General features: G+C 50.7%; 16 protein-coding genes. 6 read left to right on the forward strand and 10 right to left on the reverse strand.

All coding sequences use genetic code 11. The annotated features are described in order from the left end of the window. The first annotated feature begins 1 nt into the window (after window position 1). Window positions 2–1,018, forward strand: coding sequence for an energy-coupling factor transporter transmembrane component T family protein (locus K3T83_RS30795; protein WP_220206745.1), 1,017 nt, complete (start codon window positions 2–4; stop codon window positions 1,016–1,018). A gap of 294 nt (window positions 1,019–1,312) precedes the next feature. On the opposite strand, the gene K3T83_RS30800 is transcribed toward K3T83_RS30795, so the two are convergent. The 5 genes from K3T83_RS30800 to K3T83_RS30820 form a co-directional block, all read right to left on the reverse strand. Beyond that, window positions 1,313–4,093 carry a dynamin family protein gene (locus tag K3T83_RS30800; RefSeq protein WP_220206746.1) on the reverse strand — a complete coding sequence of 927 codons (2,781 nt, stop codon included), beginning with the start codon at window positions 4,091–4,093 and terminating at the stop codon, window positions 1,313–1,315. Between the two features lie 183 nt (window positions 4,094–4,276). Continuing rightward, window positions 4,277–4,978: a response regulator gene (locus K3T83_RS30805; protein ID WP_220206747.1), complete on the reverse strand. Its 702-nt coding sequence runs from the start codon at window positions 4,976–4,978 to the stop codon at window positions 4,277–4,279. A gap of 16 nt (window positions 4,979–4,994) precedes the next feature. Then, the gene (locus K3T83_RS30810) at window positions 4,995–6,059 is read right to left on the reverse strand and encodes a HAMP domain-containing sensor histidine kinase (RefSeq protein ID WP_220206748.1); all 1,065 of its coding nucleotides are present in this window, start codon (window positions 6,057–6,059) and stop codon (window positions 4,995–4,997) included. Between the two features lie 126 nt (window positions 6,060–6,185). Next, window positions 6,186–6,572: a FixH family protein gene (locus K3T83_RS30815; protein WP_220206749.1), complete on the reverse strand. Its 387-nt coding sequence runs from the start codon at window positions 6,570–6,572 to the stop codon at window positions 6,186–6,188. 23 nt (window positions 6,573–6,595) lie between these two features. After that, on the reverse strand, window positions 6,596–7,219 hold the full coding sequence (locus K3T83_RS30820; protein ID WP_220206750.1) for a copper resistance CopC family protein: 624 nt from the start codon (window positions 7,217–7,219) through the stop codon (window positions 6,596–6,598). 380 nt (window positions 7,220–7,599) lie between these two features. Here K3T83_RS30820 and K3T83_RS30825 point away from each other — a divergent pair, with 380 nt between their 5' ends. The 4 genes from K3T83_RS30825 (at window position 7,600) to K3T83_RS30840 (ending at window position 11,034) form a co-directional block, all read left to right on the forward strand. Continuing rightward, a complete protein-coding gene (locus tag K3T83_RS30825) occupies window positions 7,600–7,869 on the forward strand; it encodes a metal-sensitive transcriptional regulator (RefSeq protein WP_220206751.1) in 270 nt (89 codons plus the stop codon). A 150-nt stretch (window positions 7,870–8,019) separates the two neighbouring features. Beyond that, window positions 8,020–8,550, forward strand: a complete 531-nt coding sequence (locus tag K3T83_RS30830) for an acyl-CoA thioesterase (protein ID WP_220206752.1) — start codon at window positions 8,020–8,022, stop codon at window positions 8,548–8,550. A 13-nt stretch (window positions 8,551–8,563) separates the two neighbouring features. Continuing rightward, complete coding sequence (locus tag K3T83_RS30835) at window positions 8,564–9,133, forward strand: histidine phosphatase family protein (RefSeq protein ID WP_220206753.1); 570 nt, start codon at window positions 8,564–8,566, stop codon at window positions 9,131–9,133. A gap of 683 nt (window positions 9,134–9,816) precedes the next feature. Further along, on the forward strand, window positions 9,817–11,034 hold the full coding sequence (locus K3T83_RS30840) for a glycosyltransferase family 4 protein (protein ID WP_220206754.1): 1,218 nt from the start codon (window positions 9,817–9,819) through the stop codon (window positions 11,032–11,034). On the opposite strand, the gene K3T83_RS30845 is transcribed toward K3T83_RS30840, so the two are convergent. Both K3T83_RS30845 and K3T83_RS30850 read right to left on the reverse strand, forming a co-directional pair. After that, on the reverse strand, window positions 10,949–11,809 hold the full coding sequence (locus K3T83_RS30845; RefSeq protein WP_220206755.1) for a DUF72 domain-containing protein: 861 nt from the start codon (window positions 11,807–11,809) through the stop codon (window positions 10,949–10,951). The genes K3T83_RS30840 and K3T83_RS30845 overlap by 86 nt on opposite strands. A 273-nt stretch (window positions 11,810–12,082) precedes the next feature. Beyond that, on the reverse strand, window positions 12,083–12,670 hold the full coding sequence (locus K3T83_RS30850) for an IS200/IS605 family accessory protein TnpB-related protein (RefSeq protein WP_220206756.1): 588 nt from the start codon (window positions 12,668–12,670) through the stop codon (window positions 12,083–12,085). 171 nt (window positions 12,671–12,841) lie between these two features. Here K3T83_RS30850 and K3T83_RS30855 point away from each other — a divergent pair, with 171 nt between their 5' ends. Then, window positions 12,842–13,762, forward strand: coding sequence for a C39 family peptidase (locus K3T83_RS30855; RefSeq protein ID WP_220206757.1), 921 nt, complete (start codon window positions 12,842–12,844; stop codon window positions 13,760–13,762). Window positions 13,763–13,899: 137 nt separating this feature from the next. Here the strand turns inward: K3T83_RS30855 and K3T83_RS30860 are convergent, their stop codons facing one another. The 3 genes from K3T83_RS30860 to K3T83_RS30870 all read right to left on the reverse strand — a co-directional run bounded on the left by K3T83_RS30860 (window position 13,900) and on the right by K3T83_RS30870 (window position 17,421). Next, window positions 13,900–14,703 carry an inositol monophosphatase family protein gene (locus tag K3T83_RS30860; RefSeq protein WP_220206758.1) on the reverse strand — a complete coding sequence of 268 codons (804 nt, stop codon included), beginning with the start codon at window positions 14,701–14,703 and terminating at the stop codon, window positions 13,900–13,902. A 175-nt stretch (window positions 14,704–14,878) separates the two neighbouring features. Beyond that, window positions 14,879–15,895: a DNA-methyltransferase gene (locus tag K3T83_RS30865; RefSeq protein WP_220206759.1), complete on the reverse strand. Its 1,017-nt coding sequence runs from the start codon at window positions 15,893–15,895 to the stop codon at window positions 14,879–14,881. Window positions 15,896–16,077: 182 nt separating this feature from the next. After that, on the reverse strand, window positions 16,078–17,421 hold the full coding sequence (locus K3T83_RS30870; protein ID WP_220206760.1) for a sulfatase family protein: 1,344 nt from the start codon (window positions 17,419–17,421) through the stop codon (window positions 16,078–16,080). Window positions 17,422–17,469: the final 48 nt, after the last annotated feature.

Below are 17,469 nucleotides of genomic sequence, written 5' to 3' on the forward strand. Positions count from 1 at the left end.
TATGCTGGGAAATATATCGCTGGGAACTTATTATCCGGGTAGTAGCTTGCTGCATCGTTTGCAAGCCAGGACGAAGCTCTTAGCGCTCTTTGGGATTGCGTTCTGGATGCTGGTGGCGCTGCGGCATCGCTGGCATTTCATCCCTTTTATTGTGGCGCTGGGACTGCTTTGCCTGGGTACGCTGCTCTCTGGTATCTCGCTGCGAGAAATGTGGCGGCGTGTACGCTTTCTGATCTTCCTGATCATCATCGGGTCACTGACGACTCCCTTTGCTCGCGGAGATGATCCTCGGGCGCTCTACACGATTGGGCCGCTTGTGACATCGTATGGGAGCGCGCAGAGTGTCTTGCTGGTATGCTGGGCTGTACTGTTTGCTTGCTTGATCGCCTCGCTGTTGCCTGTTGCTGCTCTGAGTTGGTTCAAGCGCAGAAGAGGACTGCTCATCCTGTTGCTTCTCGCAACTGTAGTCGGATTTCTGCTGGTCTACGGTCCTCCTCCTGCACAGCATTTCAACATCGGACCGTTGATCGTGACATATGGCGGTGTATGGCTTCTGGTGAGCGTTTCCGTCGCTTTATTCAGCCTCTTTGCCTTTTCGCTCTTGTTGACGATGACAACCTCTCCGATTGCGCTGGTGGAAGGATTGAAGATGTTATTATCGCCGCTACGCCGCTTAAAGCTCCCGGTTGATGACTTCGCGTTGATGGCGTTGCTTGCCCTGCGGTTTATCCCCAGCCTGCTCGAAGAAGTTGAGCATCTGGTCAAGGCGCAGATGGCTCGTGGGGCTGATCCAGGGCATGGGACAGTACGAGAGCGCTTGCAGAGCATGGCGATGTTATTCGTGCCCCTGATCCGCAGTGTGTTGCGCCGTGCGTCTGAGCTTGCAACGGCTCTGGAGGCGCGCGGCTACGATATCGAGGGCCAGCAAACGCCCCTGCACGAAGCGCCGTTGGGTTGGCGCGATTATACTGTACTGGTGTTTGTGGTCGCTGTCGCGGTTGGGACGCTGTTGCTCTAAGCATGAAGGTTTCTCAACCTGAGATGGGGACGCTCAGGTGAACCTTAATGATATCTTAACACGTTGTCAACCAGATCTTCTCCTTCGTATCTTAGTATTATGAGCGGGGAACGAATACACGCTTACAAATGCTCTGGGGGGAGCCGTAAGCGTTTCATTCATTAGAATGCATGCTTATTGGGGCATCCTGGGGGCGATGCCTTTTGTAATCACTTATTATACGGGTGCCCGTTCAGGGGATAAGAAACGAGAGACCGGTTCGCGAACTGGCTCTCGTTTCTTATTTGTAGTTCGCTAACTTTGTCGATAGGCCACTCGCAACGTTTCAGTGTCGCCAAGCAGCTCTACCCAGCGATCAACATCAGCCTCGCGTTGTGCCTGTAGCTGATCGAGTTGTTGACGTAGCGCCTCCGACGTGAGGACGCGCTCAGTGAGCAGGCTATAGAGGCTATTGATGAGATCAGAAAAGGCTCCAGGCACGCTGGTTGGCAACGTATCCAGCCGATCAGCATCGTAGACCTGGCGCGTTTCCAGCTTGTCCAGTTCATAGCGGAAGAGATGGGCGATGCGCCGCTCCGTACACTGAGCGAGATTGCCACAGATCACATCGAGAATTGGTCCCATTAATTGACGCGCCTGCTGAATAATCTCTTCGGGACGATCTTGCGACGAGACGAGGCGATACAACGAACTGACGGCGGGAGCATCTTTGGTTGGCGCGTATTTCTCTTCATTCAGCAATTCGGCCATACTGACGTAGAGGCAGATATCGCGTGCCTTGTCGCGAATACTCCGCTTCAACTTATTGTAATTTTTTGCGATCTCGTCCAGTTCGCCGCCAACCTCACCCAGTGAGATGCGCGTAATGTCCAGCGTACCATCAATTTCTTCTTTATAGGCGATAGGCATGAGAAAGGCTTCTGCCAGCGTACGGGCCGGTTCGTTCAGTTCGCGTTCCAGAGCAGCGCTAAAACTGAAGCGCAGTTCTTTAATCAGATTCCAGCCATCGATATCGACCCAGCGCCGTCCAATCTCCATCGCTGGCGAGTCACCCTGGATACGATTGTTGACCTTGATAAAGTGATCGAAGTGCCCCTGCATGATGCGCAGCTTGATGCGTTGGGCTGCTCGCTCGTGTGCCATGACCTGAGCATGATGGAAGGCATTGTTTTCGCTGCTAATGACGGCATCAAACTGCTTGAGCGCCTCGCCCCAGGCGATGTGCATCTCGCTGGTTCGCCTTTGCAGCAGCTCGAAACGGATTGCGCCGCGCTTGCTTTTGCGCAAATGCATCTCCTGTTGTAACTCGTCGAGGTCGCGGCTATGAATACCCTGTGTATTCAGATGTTCCCAGCAGAGATCTTCCAGATGTTGCAGCGCCATTGCAATCTGTGTCTCGGCCTGCCGGAGTTGCACTTCGTAGCGATTGCTGGTCAGGAAGCATTGTAAATCGTGCATCAGGCTGGGCAGTCCGCTGAAACGGAGCATCGCCTCGTGTTGCTTCACTGAGACCTTCTGGAAATCCTGCGCATTGGCGGTTTTCGGCAGCTTAGGATCGATTTGTAGCAGTTCTGGGTAGACGCTCAGCACGCGCCCGACGTAATCTCTGCCCTCTTGAAGGCGATCATCGTCCAGCGTTTGCTTTTCGGCTCCCAGCGTGGCAAAGAGCGCGTCGAGGCTGCGTAGTGGGTAAAAGAAATAGTCGTTGTTGGGTCCGTGACGGTGGAGGGTGCTGTAATTCGCCGGAAGATCTCGCAGCAAAGATCGCAGACTACCCAGCGCCTTTTCCATACTGGCGGCTGAGGTGATCTCATCCCAATGGGTGACGGCAAGAAAGACCATCTGAGCTGCGATTTCAGGAGAGCGATGCTGCAAGACTTTGTGCTTGACCTGCTCGAAGATGCGCTGCGTGCGGTCATCATCGCCAAAGCGGTTGTTGCCAATCACAAGGATGATGGCGTCAACATCGTTGAGTTCCTCGCGCAAGATCGCATCATGGCGAATTTGACCAGCTGAGCCTCCTGGCAGATCGACAAGAACGCTGCCTGGCGGCAACAATGAATGTGGTGTCGCATGGACGATGTACTCAACGAAATCTATAAGGCGAATGAGGTGCGGTTCCTTGCTGTCGCGCGCCGGTTCCTCAATGTAGCGGTTGCTGTCGTCTTTCCAGGCCTGCCGGGGAATGATCTCTATCAGCGGTTCTTCGCGTAGATAGCGATCTGCGTATGCTTCGCTGGCCTTGAGCAGGATAGACAGCTCGCCTGCCAGCATGTCGCGCTGACGGGAATTTCCAGCCTGTTGAATGCTTTGTTGCGTCTGTTTGAGAGCGTCCGCGAAGGCGGCACGCGTCAGGAAATGTACCCGCATTTCTTCTGGTTCGTTCTCGTTGCAGAGCCGGATGCGCGTCTTGACACCCGTGACAGCTCCACCAGCCATGCGGGGAAAGATATCGCGCCCAACCATCGCCGCAAGCAAAGTACTTTTTCCTGCGCCCGCATGCCCAATGACTTTGACCGTATATTCGCGGGTATAATCAAGTGCCTGAGCTGCTTCAGCCAGATGAAGGCGCAGCTTCAAGAGTTGTTGTGATTCGATATGTTGGAGCTGCGGACAGTCAAACAGTTCGGCGCAGGTGGATGCTCGCTGCAATTGTTTACGCCAGGAGCTCAACTTCTGGGCTTTGTCGGGCATATCTGCCGGGAAATATTGTTCCATTTTTGCGGCCTGTTCTTGCAACTGCTGCAAGGTCTGAAGGATCTCTGCTGGAGTCGCTGGTAGTGGTGGAGCTTCTTCTTGAATACTTATCTCTTCCTCCTCATCGTACCCCTCCTCATCCTCCTCGTATTCTTCTTCTTCGGTATCTTCCTGTGTGGTAAGCGAAGCCGCTAGATCCTGAAGTGTCTGGGCTGGTAACGGCGTTGTGAGTGGCGTTGGTGGGACGTTAGGAGCCGCTTTCCCATTCCCTGCTCTGAGACGTTTTCCACAAATATTGCACACTTCCGCGTCAATACGTACGATGTTATCGCATTGAGGGCAGACGGCAACCTGCTGTTTTTGTCTGATAAATTGCATGTGTGGACGTTTCCCCCTTTTCATTTGCGCACATGGGTAATTGAAGCGATGATAGCATATCTCGCTATTAAGAATCAATAGAATGTGACCTGCAATTTCTATATATCAGTTATTGTCTATGTGGAAATGCTCTTGTCCAATTGTAACTCTATTGATGGAATTAGAAATAGTAGTTGGGTCGCATCAAAATTCTGATGTGATCAGGCCATGTGCAATGGCGAAACGGACAAGCTGGGTGATATCCTGTAAGCCGAGCTTTTCCATCATATTTGCGCGATGAGCCTGAACGGTCTTGATGCTGATCACCAGTTGATTGGCGATTTCCTGGTTGGTGCGGCCCTCAGCTACCAGGATGAGGACTTCTCGTTCGCGTGGGGTGAGAACGTCGAGAGGCGTGTTGAGCGTTGAAGAGGACAGGGCAGGATTGGTGGGCATCTGGGGCGTGAGATAGGCGCGAATGAGCGCTCTGGCTAAACCGGGATAGAGGAAGGCTCCCCCGTGTGCAGTGGTGCGGACGGCCATACAGAGATCGGCAGGCGCGGCCTTCTTGACGATGTAGCCGGCGGCTCCCATGCGCAGAGATTGTAAAAAGTATTCTTCGCTTTCATGCATGGTCAGCATGAGTACCTGTATATTGGGATGTTGCATACGAATGTGCTGACAGGCCTCCATGCCGTCCATTTCTGCCATGCTAATATCCATCACGATGATATCTGGTTGTAGTTCTTGAGCCTGCTCTATTGCTTCTTTTCCTGTGCGTGCCTCCCCAACCACCTCGATATCTGGTTGTGCTGCGAGCAATAATTTCAAGCCCTGGCGTAAGATATCATGATCGTCGGCAAGGAGAACGCGAATCAGTTGAACAGTATTGGAGTCGCCAGACATGAATATTCCTCTCTTTTTATTTGAGCAAATGGTCCGTTGGTAGTGGCAAAATGACCTGAACCGTTGTACCCTGGCCCGGTCGCGATTGAATGCGCAATGTGCCTTTGAGTTGTGTTGCCCGTTCTCGCATCCCGATCTGCCCCGATCCTGTATATTGTTGCTTCGGTGCATACCCGCAGCCATCATCGTGAATGCGCAGGCTGATCTGTGATTGGTCGCGCTTTAGCTTGATCGAGGCATGTTGTGTGTGTGCATGGCGCGCGATATTGGTGAGGCTCTCCTGGGCAATGCGGAACAGCGCTGTTTCGTATGCGGGTGGCAGAAGATGTTTCGCCTCTGTCATCCCCTCGACGCTCAGATCGATGGTCAGATGCAGGTGTTGACGACTATCTTCTACCAGCCAGCGAAAGGCCGCCAGCAGCCCCAGATCGTCGAGAACGCTGGGACGCAGTTGTTGGGCCAGCACACGGATGTTTTCCAGCGTATGTTGTGTTAACTGCGCCAACTGCGTCAGTCCCGTTTCTAAGTGTTGGCGAGTATCGTCAGGCAGAGTAGTCTCTGGCAGCATCTGGATGCTCTGGCTTAAAACTTCGGCGTGGATCAGCAATGCGGTGAGATTCTGGCCCGTCTCGTCGTGCAGTTCCAGGGCCAGACGGCGGCGCTCGTCCTCCTGAGCTTGCAAAATCAGCATCGTCTGCTCGCGCCGTACTGCCTCCAATCGATCGAGCATATTATTGAAGCTTTGCGCTAAGGCACCAATTTCTGAATCTGTGGCCGTGATCTGTGCGCGAGCCTGTGTTGCTCCAGTGCTGACCTCACGCATGGTGGAGAGCAGACCGAAGAGTGGGCGAAAGCTGACGCGCAATAAAATGATATTGGTAAGCAGTGTAATCAATGTTGCCAGGACGATAAAGCTGGTGTCGATCAGATAATGATGGACCTCTAAATTATGGCTTGTGACCCATAATCCGGCCACAGCTTCGATAAGTAGCATGACAGTATTGACGAGGATCACCTTCTCAAAAAGCGAAAGGTGCCAGCGCTGAAAGAGGTTTTTGAAGAAACGAATAACTCTGCTCACGTCAGGATACACCTTTTCGCTGATCATCTCTGAACTGTCAACCTTCCTGATGTAGTGTAGCATGAGTGCGGCCAAAAACCAATCTGGCCCGGATTTCAAATGTTTTCATTCTGTGTGCGGATGTATCTATGTGACTTCGACGTAAAGGATTTGCTTTTGGGGGGCGAAGCCTTCGGCCTGGGTTTGAATGACGATTGCCCAGGGACCGGCCATATCCAGATGGAGCTTGACGGCATATTTACCGCTGCCTAATGCATTGACAGTGTGAGTGCTGGCCTGCATATCCATGTTCGTCATATATGCACTTGGCAGTACCTCTGCTCGCTCAACAGGGATGCCCTGCGGATCGGTCAGTTGGAGGTTTAATGAGGTCATTCCCCCCGCGATCAGGGTGTGACGATCCACATGTACCTGCAATTTTGCAGGTACATGTGGACGATGGAGTATTGCCAGCAGCAAGACGCTGATACATGTCAGGGTGAGCAAGCACCAGAAAAACGGACGTACGCGCATCGTTCTTTGCTCTTTGTTAACTACTACTTGCTGGTGATTTTATCTTCCGGTTTCGCTGACTCAGCGCTGGTTACGGGAGCGGGACGTGTTCGACCAAAGCCGAAGCCTGCGCCCAGACCAACGAGTAGCGCGATGATTCCGGTAATAACTGCGGGCACGACTGGCGAACTGCTCTGCGTTGCTGTTGCTGGCTGCGTAGATGGTGCGGCAGTCGGTTTCGCTTCAACTCCGGTAGTTGCGTTGCCGCCAGCAGGATTGACGGTGAACGTAAAGGCACCCTCAGCCGGATCATTATCGTCTGCTGAGACTGTTACCCAGCGTACCACATAAATGCCGCTGCCGGTCGCCTTGATGGGAACAGACATCTCTTTGGGATTGTTCAGCGGAATTTTTGCGTCACCCTGGCTAATCAGGTCGCCAGCAGGACTATAGACAAAAAGGTTGCTCTTTTTGGGATCGGGGTTCATATTTTCAGCTGTTGTTACCGATATGCTCGTCGGCGCTGTGGCAACGGTTTGACCCATGCCGGGCGTCGAGCTAATGACTTTGGCGTGCGCTGAGGCTGTTCCGACGGCGAAGACGAGCATAAGTCCCAGACTGAGCATGAGTGCGGTACTTACCGTCACGAAATGGCGTGTTTTTTGCATAAATATCCGACTAACTTTCTCCACTTTCTGAATGAAAAAGCGTTCAGAAAGTATATATCTCTTTTCTCTACTCTACAACAGGTAAACGACGATAAATGCCTGTGTCTTATAGCATATGCGGCAACGTTGGGGCTGTCTATTAGGAGAAATCCCTATTTTTTGCTGTAAGGTGGGATGTCTGCATAGGTATATTGCCCTGTTGAGTGCTTTGTCGTATTCTCTATTGTGAGGTAATTGTGATCTGTTATAATTGATGCTTTCCGATGCTGGTTAGATCTACATAATGCAGCTTATTTAAGCTAGACCCGTCCCCAGGGGAATTGTATAATGGAAATGCCAGCTTACGGTTTCGCTAAAAGCAATTGAGAAAGGAACGTGCAATGCAGGAAGAGCGTCGTAAAGAGGTATTAAAACGGCTTTCTTATATAGAGGGTCATGTAGCTGGTATTCGTAAGATGGTGGAAGAAGATAAGTATTGTGTGGATATCTTGCGGCAAACCTATGCAGTGCGTAAGTCATTGGAGAAATTGGAGAAGATAGTGCTGGAGGGGCATCTGCAAACATGTGTGCCGGAAGGGATTCGTGGCAATCGCGAGGAGGCTGTGATTCAAGAACTGGTCCAATTATATGATATCGCCGGAAATCGCTAATGGAAAGACGATTGCAATAGAGATGCGTGCTGTCAGGCCGGGTGGAGATACTCTCTATCTGGTCTTTTTCTTGTGCTGGTTGTTGTGCAAGCATTCGTCTGGTATCATCAATATTATGCTATTTGTGCTGAAGAAAAGGTGTATTGTGCCATGAGTGAAGAGTTTCGTTGCTGGTATCCTTTGCAGATCCGTTTTCGTGATCTTGATCCCCTGGCCCACGTCAATAATACAGTCTATTTTGTCTATTTTGAAGAGGCGAGAAGCTATTATTTTGATCAGTTGAAACCCTGGCTCAAGCAGTGGCCCTCCAGTCAGGAGCATCAGCTGGACGATGTGATTGAAGAGGATGCGTCGCCAAATCCACGCATCCAGACGGGGCCACGCGGCCATCACTATGGTATGTTGGTAAAAGAGACCACTTGCACCTACGAGCTACCATTAATCCGCTCTGATACTGCTGAGGTTGGTATGAAAGTGGTGCGCGTGGGCCGTTCAAGTTTCGTGATGGAGCATCAGATTCGTGATGTTCGCGATCATGAGCGCGTCTACGCCACTGGTCGCTCGGTGATGGTGTGGGCCAATTACTATCTTGGCAGATCGCATCCCATTCCGCCATCGTTGCGTTACGCCTTTGAACAGATGGAGGGGCGTACGTTTCCTCTTCCCACTGAAGCACATTGATTGGGTAGGGTGCATGATGCGCTATTTGATACTGATCAGGCATTCACAACCAGCTATCGAGCCAGAGATGGCTGGTCGCAAGTGGCACCTCTCCGCTGAGGGGCGCGCCCGATGTCGGCAGTTGGCGGAGCAGATCTCCAGCTATCAACCCTCTCCAATCGTATGCAGTACTGAACCAAAGGCCAGCGAAACCGCTGCACTACTCTCTGCTCAACTTGGAATTTCGTATAGTACGAATCACGATTTGCGTGAGCATGAGCGGGATACTGTGCCATATCTGGGCCAAGAGAAGTGGGAACGTGCCATCACTGAGTTCTTTACACGGCCTGATGAGTTAGTTTTGGGCAATGAGACGGCGACTCAGGCTTTGCAGCGCTTTGATCGTGCTGTACAAAAAATATTGCATCAGCATACTGAGGGGAATATCGCCATCGTTGCGCATGGAACGGTCATCACGCTTTTTTTAGCTCAACATGCCAGCATTGAGCCGTTACCATTCTGGCATGCGCTCACCTTGCCTGCTTTCTTTGTGGTATCCCTTCCTGATTATGTATTGATCAACGCTATAAAGGCGCTTGAGTAGCTCTTCAGTTTGTTTGCTTGCTTTTATGCTGAAGTGTGTCGCTGGTAAATCTGTTAAGTGGCAGTTTGTGGAAGCACTACTAATAACGTTGCGGGTATACTATCTGACTTGCAAAGCTGTTCAATAAATACCCGATTTTTTGTAGGAAAGGCATGTGGTATTTGCTGCTACTGTCTGATCTGCAATTGCGTTTGTGGTGGAAGAAATCCTCATCAATTCCAGAAATCCCTCTTGAAGATTTGTTGTCAAAGAGCGTCTCAGGCTCTTTTGTTGCCTTTTTATTAGACACCTATAAATAAATTTTTTTTGTAATTACATTGATAAATGATATAATTTTTGTAGAATATAAAATATTTTATTTCATTACTCTGCCGAAAAGAGATATTCTATATATTTTCCTTGTGTTGTAATATTTTATGGGTGGGTAATTCTGAAGTCTTATATATGGTGTATCTTTTAGCACAATCTATTCGTGTTCAGGAATGGATGATTCAAGGCTATTCCTGGATGATAGGTATTATTGCAACTATGTATTTATCGTGGGTTGGAATGCTTATCAAATAATAGCAATTTAAGAATGAGTTGATGTGTTGCCGTCAGGCCATGATATTAACGCGGTCTCTTTGTAGTGCTACTGGCTAGTGTTTTCTTCTTTCTTTTGCGAGAAAGAAAGAGAGGAACGTATGAGAATTGCACATATTGCTCCGCCCTGGATTTCTATACCTCCCTCAAATTATGGAGGAACCGAGATAGTTTTGTATAACTTGATAGAGGAGCAGGTTGCCCGGGGTCACAAAGTTACTTTGCTGGCTCCTGGGGATGCGCGAACGTCTGCTCAACTGGTCTCTTTTTTTCCAAAATCGTTGATTGAAGCGGAAGTTCCCTGGGCTGCGCACCTCAAGGCGTACTTCCATTTTTATAAGGCGGTTGAGTACGTAAAGGAACATTCCTTTGATATCCTGCATACCCATCTGTCCTCTGCTGCCGATATGTACCTGTTTCCCCTCACTGCCCATTTGACGACGCCCCACGTGATGACGCTGCATAGCCGCTTCCCTTTTGACCGCGTTGGTTCATGGACCGGCGATGCAGATCGAGATTATATGGAATGGGCTACCTCAGTGCCGATGGTGGCTATTAGTGAGGCTGCACGTGATGAAGCTCCGTTCGGTCTGAATTTTATCGGTGTGGTTCATCATGGCTTACCGATGCAGAGGCTTCGACCAATGCAGGAGCAGCCGGAAAATTTTTTTGTCTGGCTTGGCCGCATTGTGCCTGATAAGGGGCCGCATCTGGCGATCCAGGCGGCAAAGAAAGCGGGCGTTCCTCTTGTACTGGCAGGTATTATTGATTGCTATGTTCCAGAGGCAATGGAGTATTTTGAACATACGATCAAGCCAGAGATTGATGGGCAACAGATTACTTACATTGGCCCGGTCAATATGGAGCAGAAGATTCAACTGCTCAGTCGGGCGCGTGCTTTTCTCAATCCTATTCGGTGGGAGGAGCCTTTTGGCATGGTGATGATCGAGGCAATGGCGCTGGGATGCCCTGTAATTACCTTCCCAAGTGGTGCTGCGCCCGAGATTGTGGTTCATCGTAAGAGCGGTTTTTTCGCCCACAATGTAGACGAGATGGCACATTTCATTTGCAAAATTGATACATTGAACCGTGCCACTGTACGTGCGCACGCCGAGCAGCATTTTTCGGCTCGTGTGATGGCTGAGAAATACACTGCCCTGTATCATAAGGTGATGCTCAAGCAGCATTGCCCTCAGCCTGCTACCTCGACGCCGCTGATTACGCCGGCTCCGCTTAGAATAAACGACCCTGCTCAACGATTGGTGTATCCGCCTTCGCAAACTGCCACGACTGGGGCGGAAGCGGAATCTGTTTCCTGATCTGTTGATAAAATTGGACGCAGATTGCGGGTGAATGCTCTTCATATGGGCAGTGGCAAAAAACATACAGGGTGCGGCCCTGTTGATGCCACTGCCCCAGTTGCGTGGCCCATTCCTGGAGAAATGGCCCGTTGACGGTCGGGTCTGGATGCCCGATATAGCGGAGAAAGGTGAAGTCTGTCGTCGCGACCGGATGCAGTGGCAAGGCTGGTTTGCGTTCCCTCCCCAGCAACTCGCGCTGCTCTTTGGCGGTGCCTGTTTGCAGTGGGCGAATATCCATCATCACACGTGCCACGTTGTATGTGCTGAGTAGATTGTTTAGCGCGTCTTCCTGAGGTGCTTGAAAGAAATCCGCGTGTCGTACTTCCACAGCCAGTTGCAGATCGTCGGGCCAGCTATCCAGAAATGCCTGGAGTCGGGGCAGGTGAGCCGGTGTGAACGCGGGTGGGAGTTGCATGAAGATCGGGCCGCAGCGGGTTCCTAGCCCTCGCATGCGCTGTACAAACAGATCGATTGTCTGCTTCGGCGCATCTAATGCCGGGGCATGGCTGATGTCACGCAAGACTTTGGGACAGAAGCGAAAGGTTTCCGGCGTTTCTTGCACCCAGCGGGCGACAGTTTCTGTGGCTGGGAGACTGTAAAAAGTTGTGTTGCCTTCGACACTGCTGAACTTCCTGCTGTAGAGGCGAAGAAACGCGTTCGCCGGAGTGCGTGGTGGAAAGAAGTCTCCCACCCATGCTTTATATCCCCACATTGGACAGCCAAGGTAGAGCATTGCGGTGTTGTCCTTTCATGCGCTGCAAAGCCGTTTGAACGATCTCAGACCACCATAATAGCGCGTGAAGCACATTCCTGCAAATCTTCTTGCGCGCGATACCGTTCAGTACTTTCGTCGCTTTTGTCCCAATCGATTTGATCTCACCAGTTCCTTTTATTGGAAATCAGGGATGGTTCGCAGGTTTATTTTTCGACAAGAAAGATATAGCACTATCTGGCTGGCTCTGATTGTGAGCTATAGTTCCAGGAAAGTATAGCGATCACTAGCAAGCTAGGATTTCTCTTTCCGGTTTCGTGAGGGGGTAATGACGAACCTCACTGGATGGACTACCAGGGATGCAAGCACCCCCTTACCATCCTCTACACCCTCCACTTTCGAGAAAGCATCAGGTGCTACTTTGCGTATGATGTTGCCTGATCCGTTACAATCAGCGTTGATGAGGCGTCCATCGGATGCGCGGTACAGCCCACGCTTGACGCGCTTGCCGGAAAAGCGGTGCTTTTCATTGGGCTTGTTCGGGTCACGTACTGGCAACGGGTCCAGGTCGAGCAAACTGGCTTTTGATGTATAGGATTCTTCCGTGAGCTTGACGGCGAGACCAACCAGTTCCGCTTTGTAGGTCAGCATGGCGATGAAACGAGCATGTGGGATTTGCACGAAATGTTGATTGGTACGTTTGCCCATGTTGCTGTTTTGCTTCCATCCATCATTTTTTCCGATGCACAACACGCCGATGCCCTCTTTGACCAACAGATCAATAATCCTCTTACTGGCTCTGAGCACAAAGCCAAGACGATACAGGTACGAGATGGGGGAATATCCTACATGGCGACTCATACGTAGTTCACGCTGATGCATCTTGCCTGATAACTCTCGTGAGCAAGGTAGCTTCGGTCACAAGTTTCAGGGAAGGGCTAAAAGGTGAGATAAAAGTCCATTTTGGCTATATTTGTCCATATTTTTTAAAAATGTTGCTATACTGAACTGTATCTATCATTTCAGTACAAATTGTAGTCGTGAGGTGCATGTATGGTGCCTGCCGTTGTTACAGCATTGTCATTTGCTGTAATGCTGCTAGTTATTGCCAGTTTTATTTGGGGAGCATGGCGGGCGTATCAACGCTACAAGCGTATAGTGGCAACACAGTCACGCTTGCCAGCTCATCCTCTTGATCGTCATGTGACAGCTATTTTGAATATGCAGGATGGCCAGGTAGTGAGCGTTGAGTCGCCACCACCGCTTCAGGGATTTTCATTACCTGCTTCCTGGTATCGCCGCCGTCGCACCCTTGTTTCGCTTGGACTCATCTGTATGGTGCTGCTGGCCCTCTCTGTACAGAGCGGATTGGCGGGAGAGACCTTTCATTCTATTACAAAGAGCGTGGAGACGACGATCCTCAGCTATAATAAACCTGCTGATGTCAATACCCCTGCACGTCCTTTGCCTCAGACGGCAAGCATGCTGGTGGTGCGTGTGGATTCGGCTGCTACGAATCAGTATTATAGCGAAACTCAGCGCCAATCCTGGATGTATTCATCTTGCTCCGGCATCGCTATGGAGACGGTCATGAATGCATATGGCCGCCATCTCATTGCCGCCGATGTGTTGCAGGTGGAGAGCGATCTGGGGGTCTGGAACGTGCAGCTTGGTCTGTTGCGCGAGGGTGGCATTGCGTTGACCGCCGCGCATTTTGGCTTTGATACCAGTTCTGGTCACAACCGCACATTGCAAGAGGTCATTGACACAGCCAATAAGGGTGCTCCGGTCATTGTCAGCGTGCGCGATAGCTATTATTATCCCAATGGACATATTTTTGTGATACGCGGTGGCGACGACCAGTATGTCTATATTGCTGATTCATCGTTGGCCAACTTCCAGCGCATGACCCATCCTATGTTTGTTGGTATGTGGCAGGGCTTCAGTGCGGTATTGACGCCGCGAACTAATTAATAAGCAACGAAAAGCTCGATCTTACAGTCTTTGCATAGTGTATTGTAAGATCGAGCTTTTTTGTTTCTGGCAATTACTGAAAGTTTTAAATGTGTATCCTTCTATTTAAGGTGGGAAAAGGCAGGCCAACGGCGTTGTTAGCGCGCTGATTGGATTTTCGTGATGATCTCTTGATGGAGTTCTTTGGTGCAGGCAGCGATCAGTGAGAAGCCTTCCGTCAGGTTGGTGATCGGGCGGAGTGGTTTTCCCTGGGGATCACTGATGATCCCGCCAGCTTCTAGCACGATGCTTGCCGATGCTAAGAAAGATTCTCCGGTAAGAATGTCCCCCACATCGATGTAGGCGTCATAGGTTCCGCTGGCAACGTAAACGCTGTCGATGGCAGAACTACCCATGCGCCGCACATATTCGATGCCTGGTGATCCTGAGAGCAGTGTTCGCGTTAATTTGGAATCTCTGCCATCCAGGTTGATCCCTGCAAGACAATGCTTCAGACTTTTCACATCGCTTACCTGGCAACGGCGGCCGTTGCGGAAAGCTCCCCCTCCGCGCTGGGCCTGATAGACAATACCGCTAAAGAGTTCTCCCACCAGCGCCCACTGTACGTTTTCTGGCAGTACTGGACTGTCAATGGGTAATACCGCGAGCGCTATGCCAGCGGTCATAATGCCTCTAGCTACATTGGTTGATCCGTCAATAGGATCGACTACTATGCGATAGGTGGGTGATGAGCTGGTGCTGAATGTTGCTCGTTCTTCTGTAATGACTTCAAACCCGTAGCCGCTCTCTTCCAGCCCTCGCACAATGATATCTTCAGCATCTCTATCGAACTGCATCGTTGTGTGTCGGGGCGATTGAGCGTATATTTGTTTGCGGTCATAACGTTCAGACTGGGTGTAAACGCGTACCTGTCGAAATAATTGTTCCAGTAGTTCTAGCATGGTTGCCCTTTTGCCTGTCTTCCTGGCATGTTTACGCCTGTTTTTTCGTCGTCATTGATTCACTATGATTGTATCACGAGCGTCTTTCCTCCTGCATCTAAGAACTGTTCTATTATACAACGCGATATGCAAAGCGCTCTTGTCGAGCTTGCATGTAGCCAGGAGGTCATGATTGTCATTCTTTGACTATCAACTGCTGAATGCGAAAAGGTCGCTGCAATCCCGCTGTTTGCAAGCGTTGGCTGGTGGTTGTGATTGCCAGTTCGCTTTTATCGCCTGCGATCCAGCGCCGACCAGTCCGTTCCGCGACCAGCGGTGTAACGCCGCTGCCACAAAAGCAATCCAGCACCAGATCATCCTCTTCGGAGGAGGCGAGGATGATGCGTTCGAGCAGGGCTTCGGGTTTTTGGGTGGCGTATCCTGTGCGTTCCGGGTCTTTTTGGTGCAGGTGGCTGATATCGCTCCAGACATCGCTGAGCGCCATCAATGTATCCTCATCATAGGTATAGATGCGTCCTGCTGAACGGATGCTCCAGGTAACCTTGCCATCTTGTCCCACTTCTTTGCGCATGTGGTTGCGTTTTTGCGCGCCTCGCCGCTCTCCCACTCTCTCGCTGTGAAAGCAATACTGGCTCGATTTAGTATAGAGTAAGATAGTATCGTGTTTGCGTGCATAATGCTTTTGCGAGCGTCCACCAGATTGATAGTGCCAGATGATTTCATTTTTAAATCCGGCCCCCATATCGGTTGCGTGTTTTCTAAAGATTTCATCAAGCAATAGTTTTGCGTAGTGGGTAGCGCGCCAATCCAGGTGGATATACAGGCTACCAGTCGGCGTCAGCAATGTGTGTAACTGAAGGAATGTTTCGTACAACCATTGCAGATAGCTATCCAGATCGTTATTCCAGAGATCTTTATAGGCGAGATGGGGACCGCTATTAAACGTTTTCCCCGTCATAAAGGGAGGATCAACGTAGATCAGATGAATGGAGGAGGCAAATGTAGGAAGGAGCGCGGCGAGTACGCCTTTTTTGTCACCCCAGAGCAAATGGTTCGTCCAATGATCGTTGGGAGCTATATTGTTGTCTGGGCGATGTTCTGCTTGAAGAAGCCATTCATAGTGAGCTTCTGTGCCGTCCTCCTGCGTTGCCTGGCCAGGCTCATGTTTATTTCTCCAGGTTAGCTCTGCCATAGCAACGTTTCCTCTTTTTCGTTGGCTTGTTGTTCGCGTTCAACTATAACACAAAAGCGCCCCCTGCGTTAAGTAGTTCAGTTGCTCATAGATATAAGGGGTTAGCCTGAACGAAACAAACTTCGATCCAGGTTAACCCCTTATATCTATGAGCGGCTATTACAAATGCATTCTAAACGTGCTCAGGTTCGCAACGCCTGTTGGGCATCTGCTGGTGGTGTCAATGTTGTTTCGATGGTGGGCTGTGCCTCGCCTGCTGCAACGATGCGTGCAAGCAAGCGTTCACGCAGGGTTGCGGCAATCTCGAAATGCGACTTTTTCCCAATCAGATTCGAGAGTTCATAGGGGTCAGCTTCCAGATCGAAAAGGGAACTTTCTACATAATGGTCTGAAGAGGAGTCCCGCCAGCCGTCTTTTTCTGGCGCGACGACTGCGTATTTCCACCGCTTTGTGCGGATCGCACGCCCGACCTGCGACTCGCTGATCTGAATAAAGACCTCTTGCTGCCAATCTTCTTTTTGTCCCTGAAGCAATGGCAGGATGGAGTATCCCTGCATCTCTGTGGGAACAGAGAGACCAGCGGCATCAAGCAGTGTTGGCGCCCAATCAATCAGGCTGACCAGTTCAGTAACGCGACCCCTGCTTGTGAAGCCGGGACCGTATAAGGCGGCCAATGTACGAATTGAACTTTCATGACACGAGCGCTTATATTCGCTGTTACGGGTTTTGAAGTGGTTGCCATGATCGGAAGTGAAGAGGATGATAGTTTTTTCATCCAGTTGCAGGCTCTTGAGCGCGTCTAGCAGGCGGCCAAAGGCTTCATCCAGGCGTTTGACCTGTCCATAGTATCCGGCGATGTGTTGATATGTTGAGCCACCTAGTGCGGCTAGATCAGGTGGCACCCACGCGCCAGTATAACGTTCTTGATAGCCATCGGGTGCCGGGAAATAATCCTGCTGATTTTGCTGGTGCGGCTCTAATTGTGAGAGGAACAGGTAGAATGGTTTGTGCCGGTGTGCATCGATATAGCGAATCGCCGCATCTGTCAGGGCATCGACGCGATATCCTGGCAACTTGACCGCCCGATTCTCGTTGTCGTAGACCACCGTATCGTAGGGTCTGGAGGTGTGTTCAAGCCCGTTTGCTGCCAGCCAGTATTCATATCCTCCGCGCTGTTCTTCGCGAACCGGCTCGCTATCTGCCAGGTGCCATTTCCCGATATAGCCTGTATCATAGCCTGCTTCACGGAAATAGTGTCCCAGCGTGTGAGCAGAAGCAGGGAGCGCAATCTTATTGTGAAAGCAGCCTGTTGTAGTGGCATGGAGGCCCGTTTGCAGGATTGAGCGTGCGGGACCGCAGACCGGTTGAGGCGTAAATGAATAGTAGATGTGCGTTCCGCTCTGGGCCATCCGATCAAAGTTCGGAGTGAGATCCAGAGGATTGCCATGCAGCTTCGATGTATCCCAGCGCTGCTGATCCGTGAAGAAGACGATAACATTTGGATGTTCTACAGCTGTTTTAACCATCTCGTGTTTCCTTTGCTAGATACTGTTGCTTGAGTATATCCATCAGGT

The organism is Reticulibacter mediterranei (assembly GCF_016587455.1).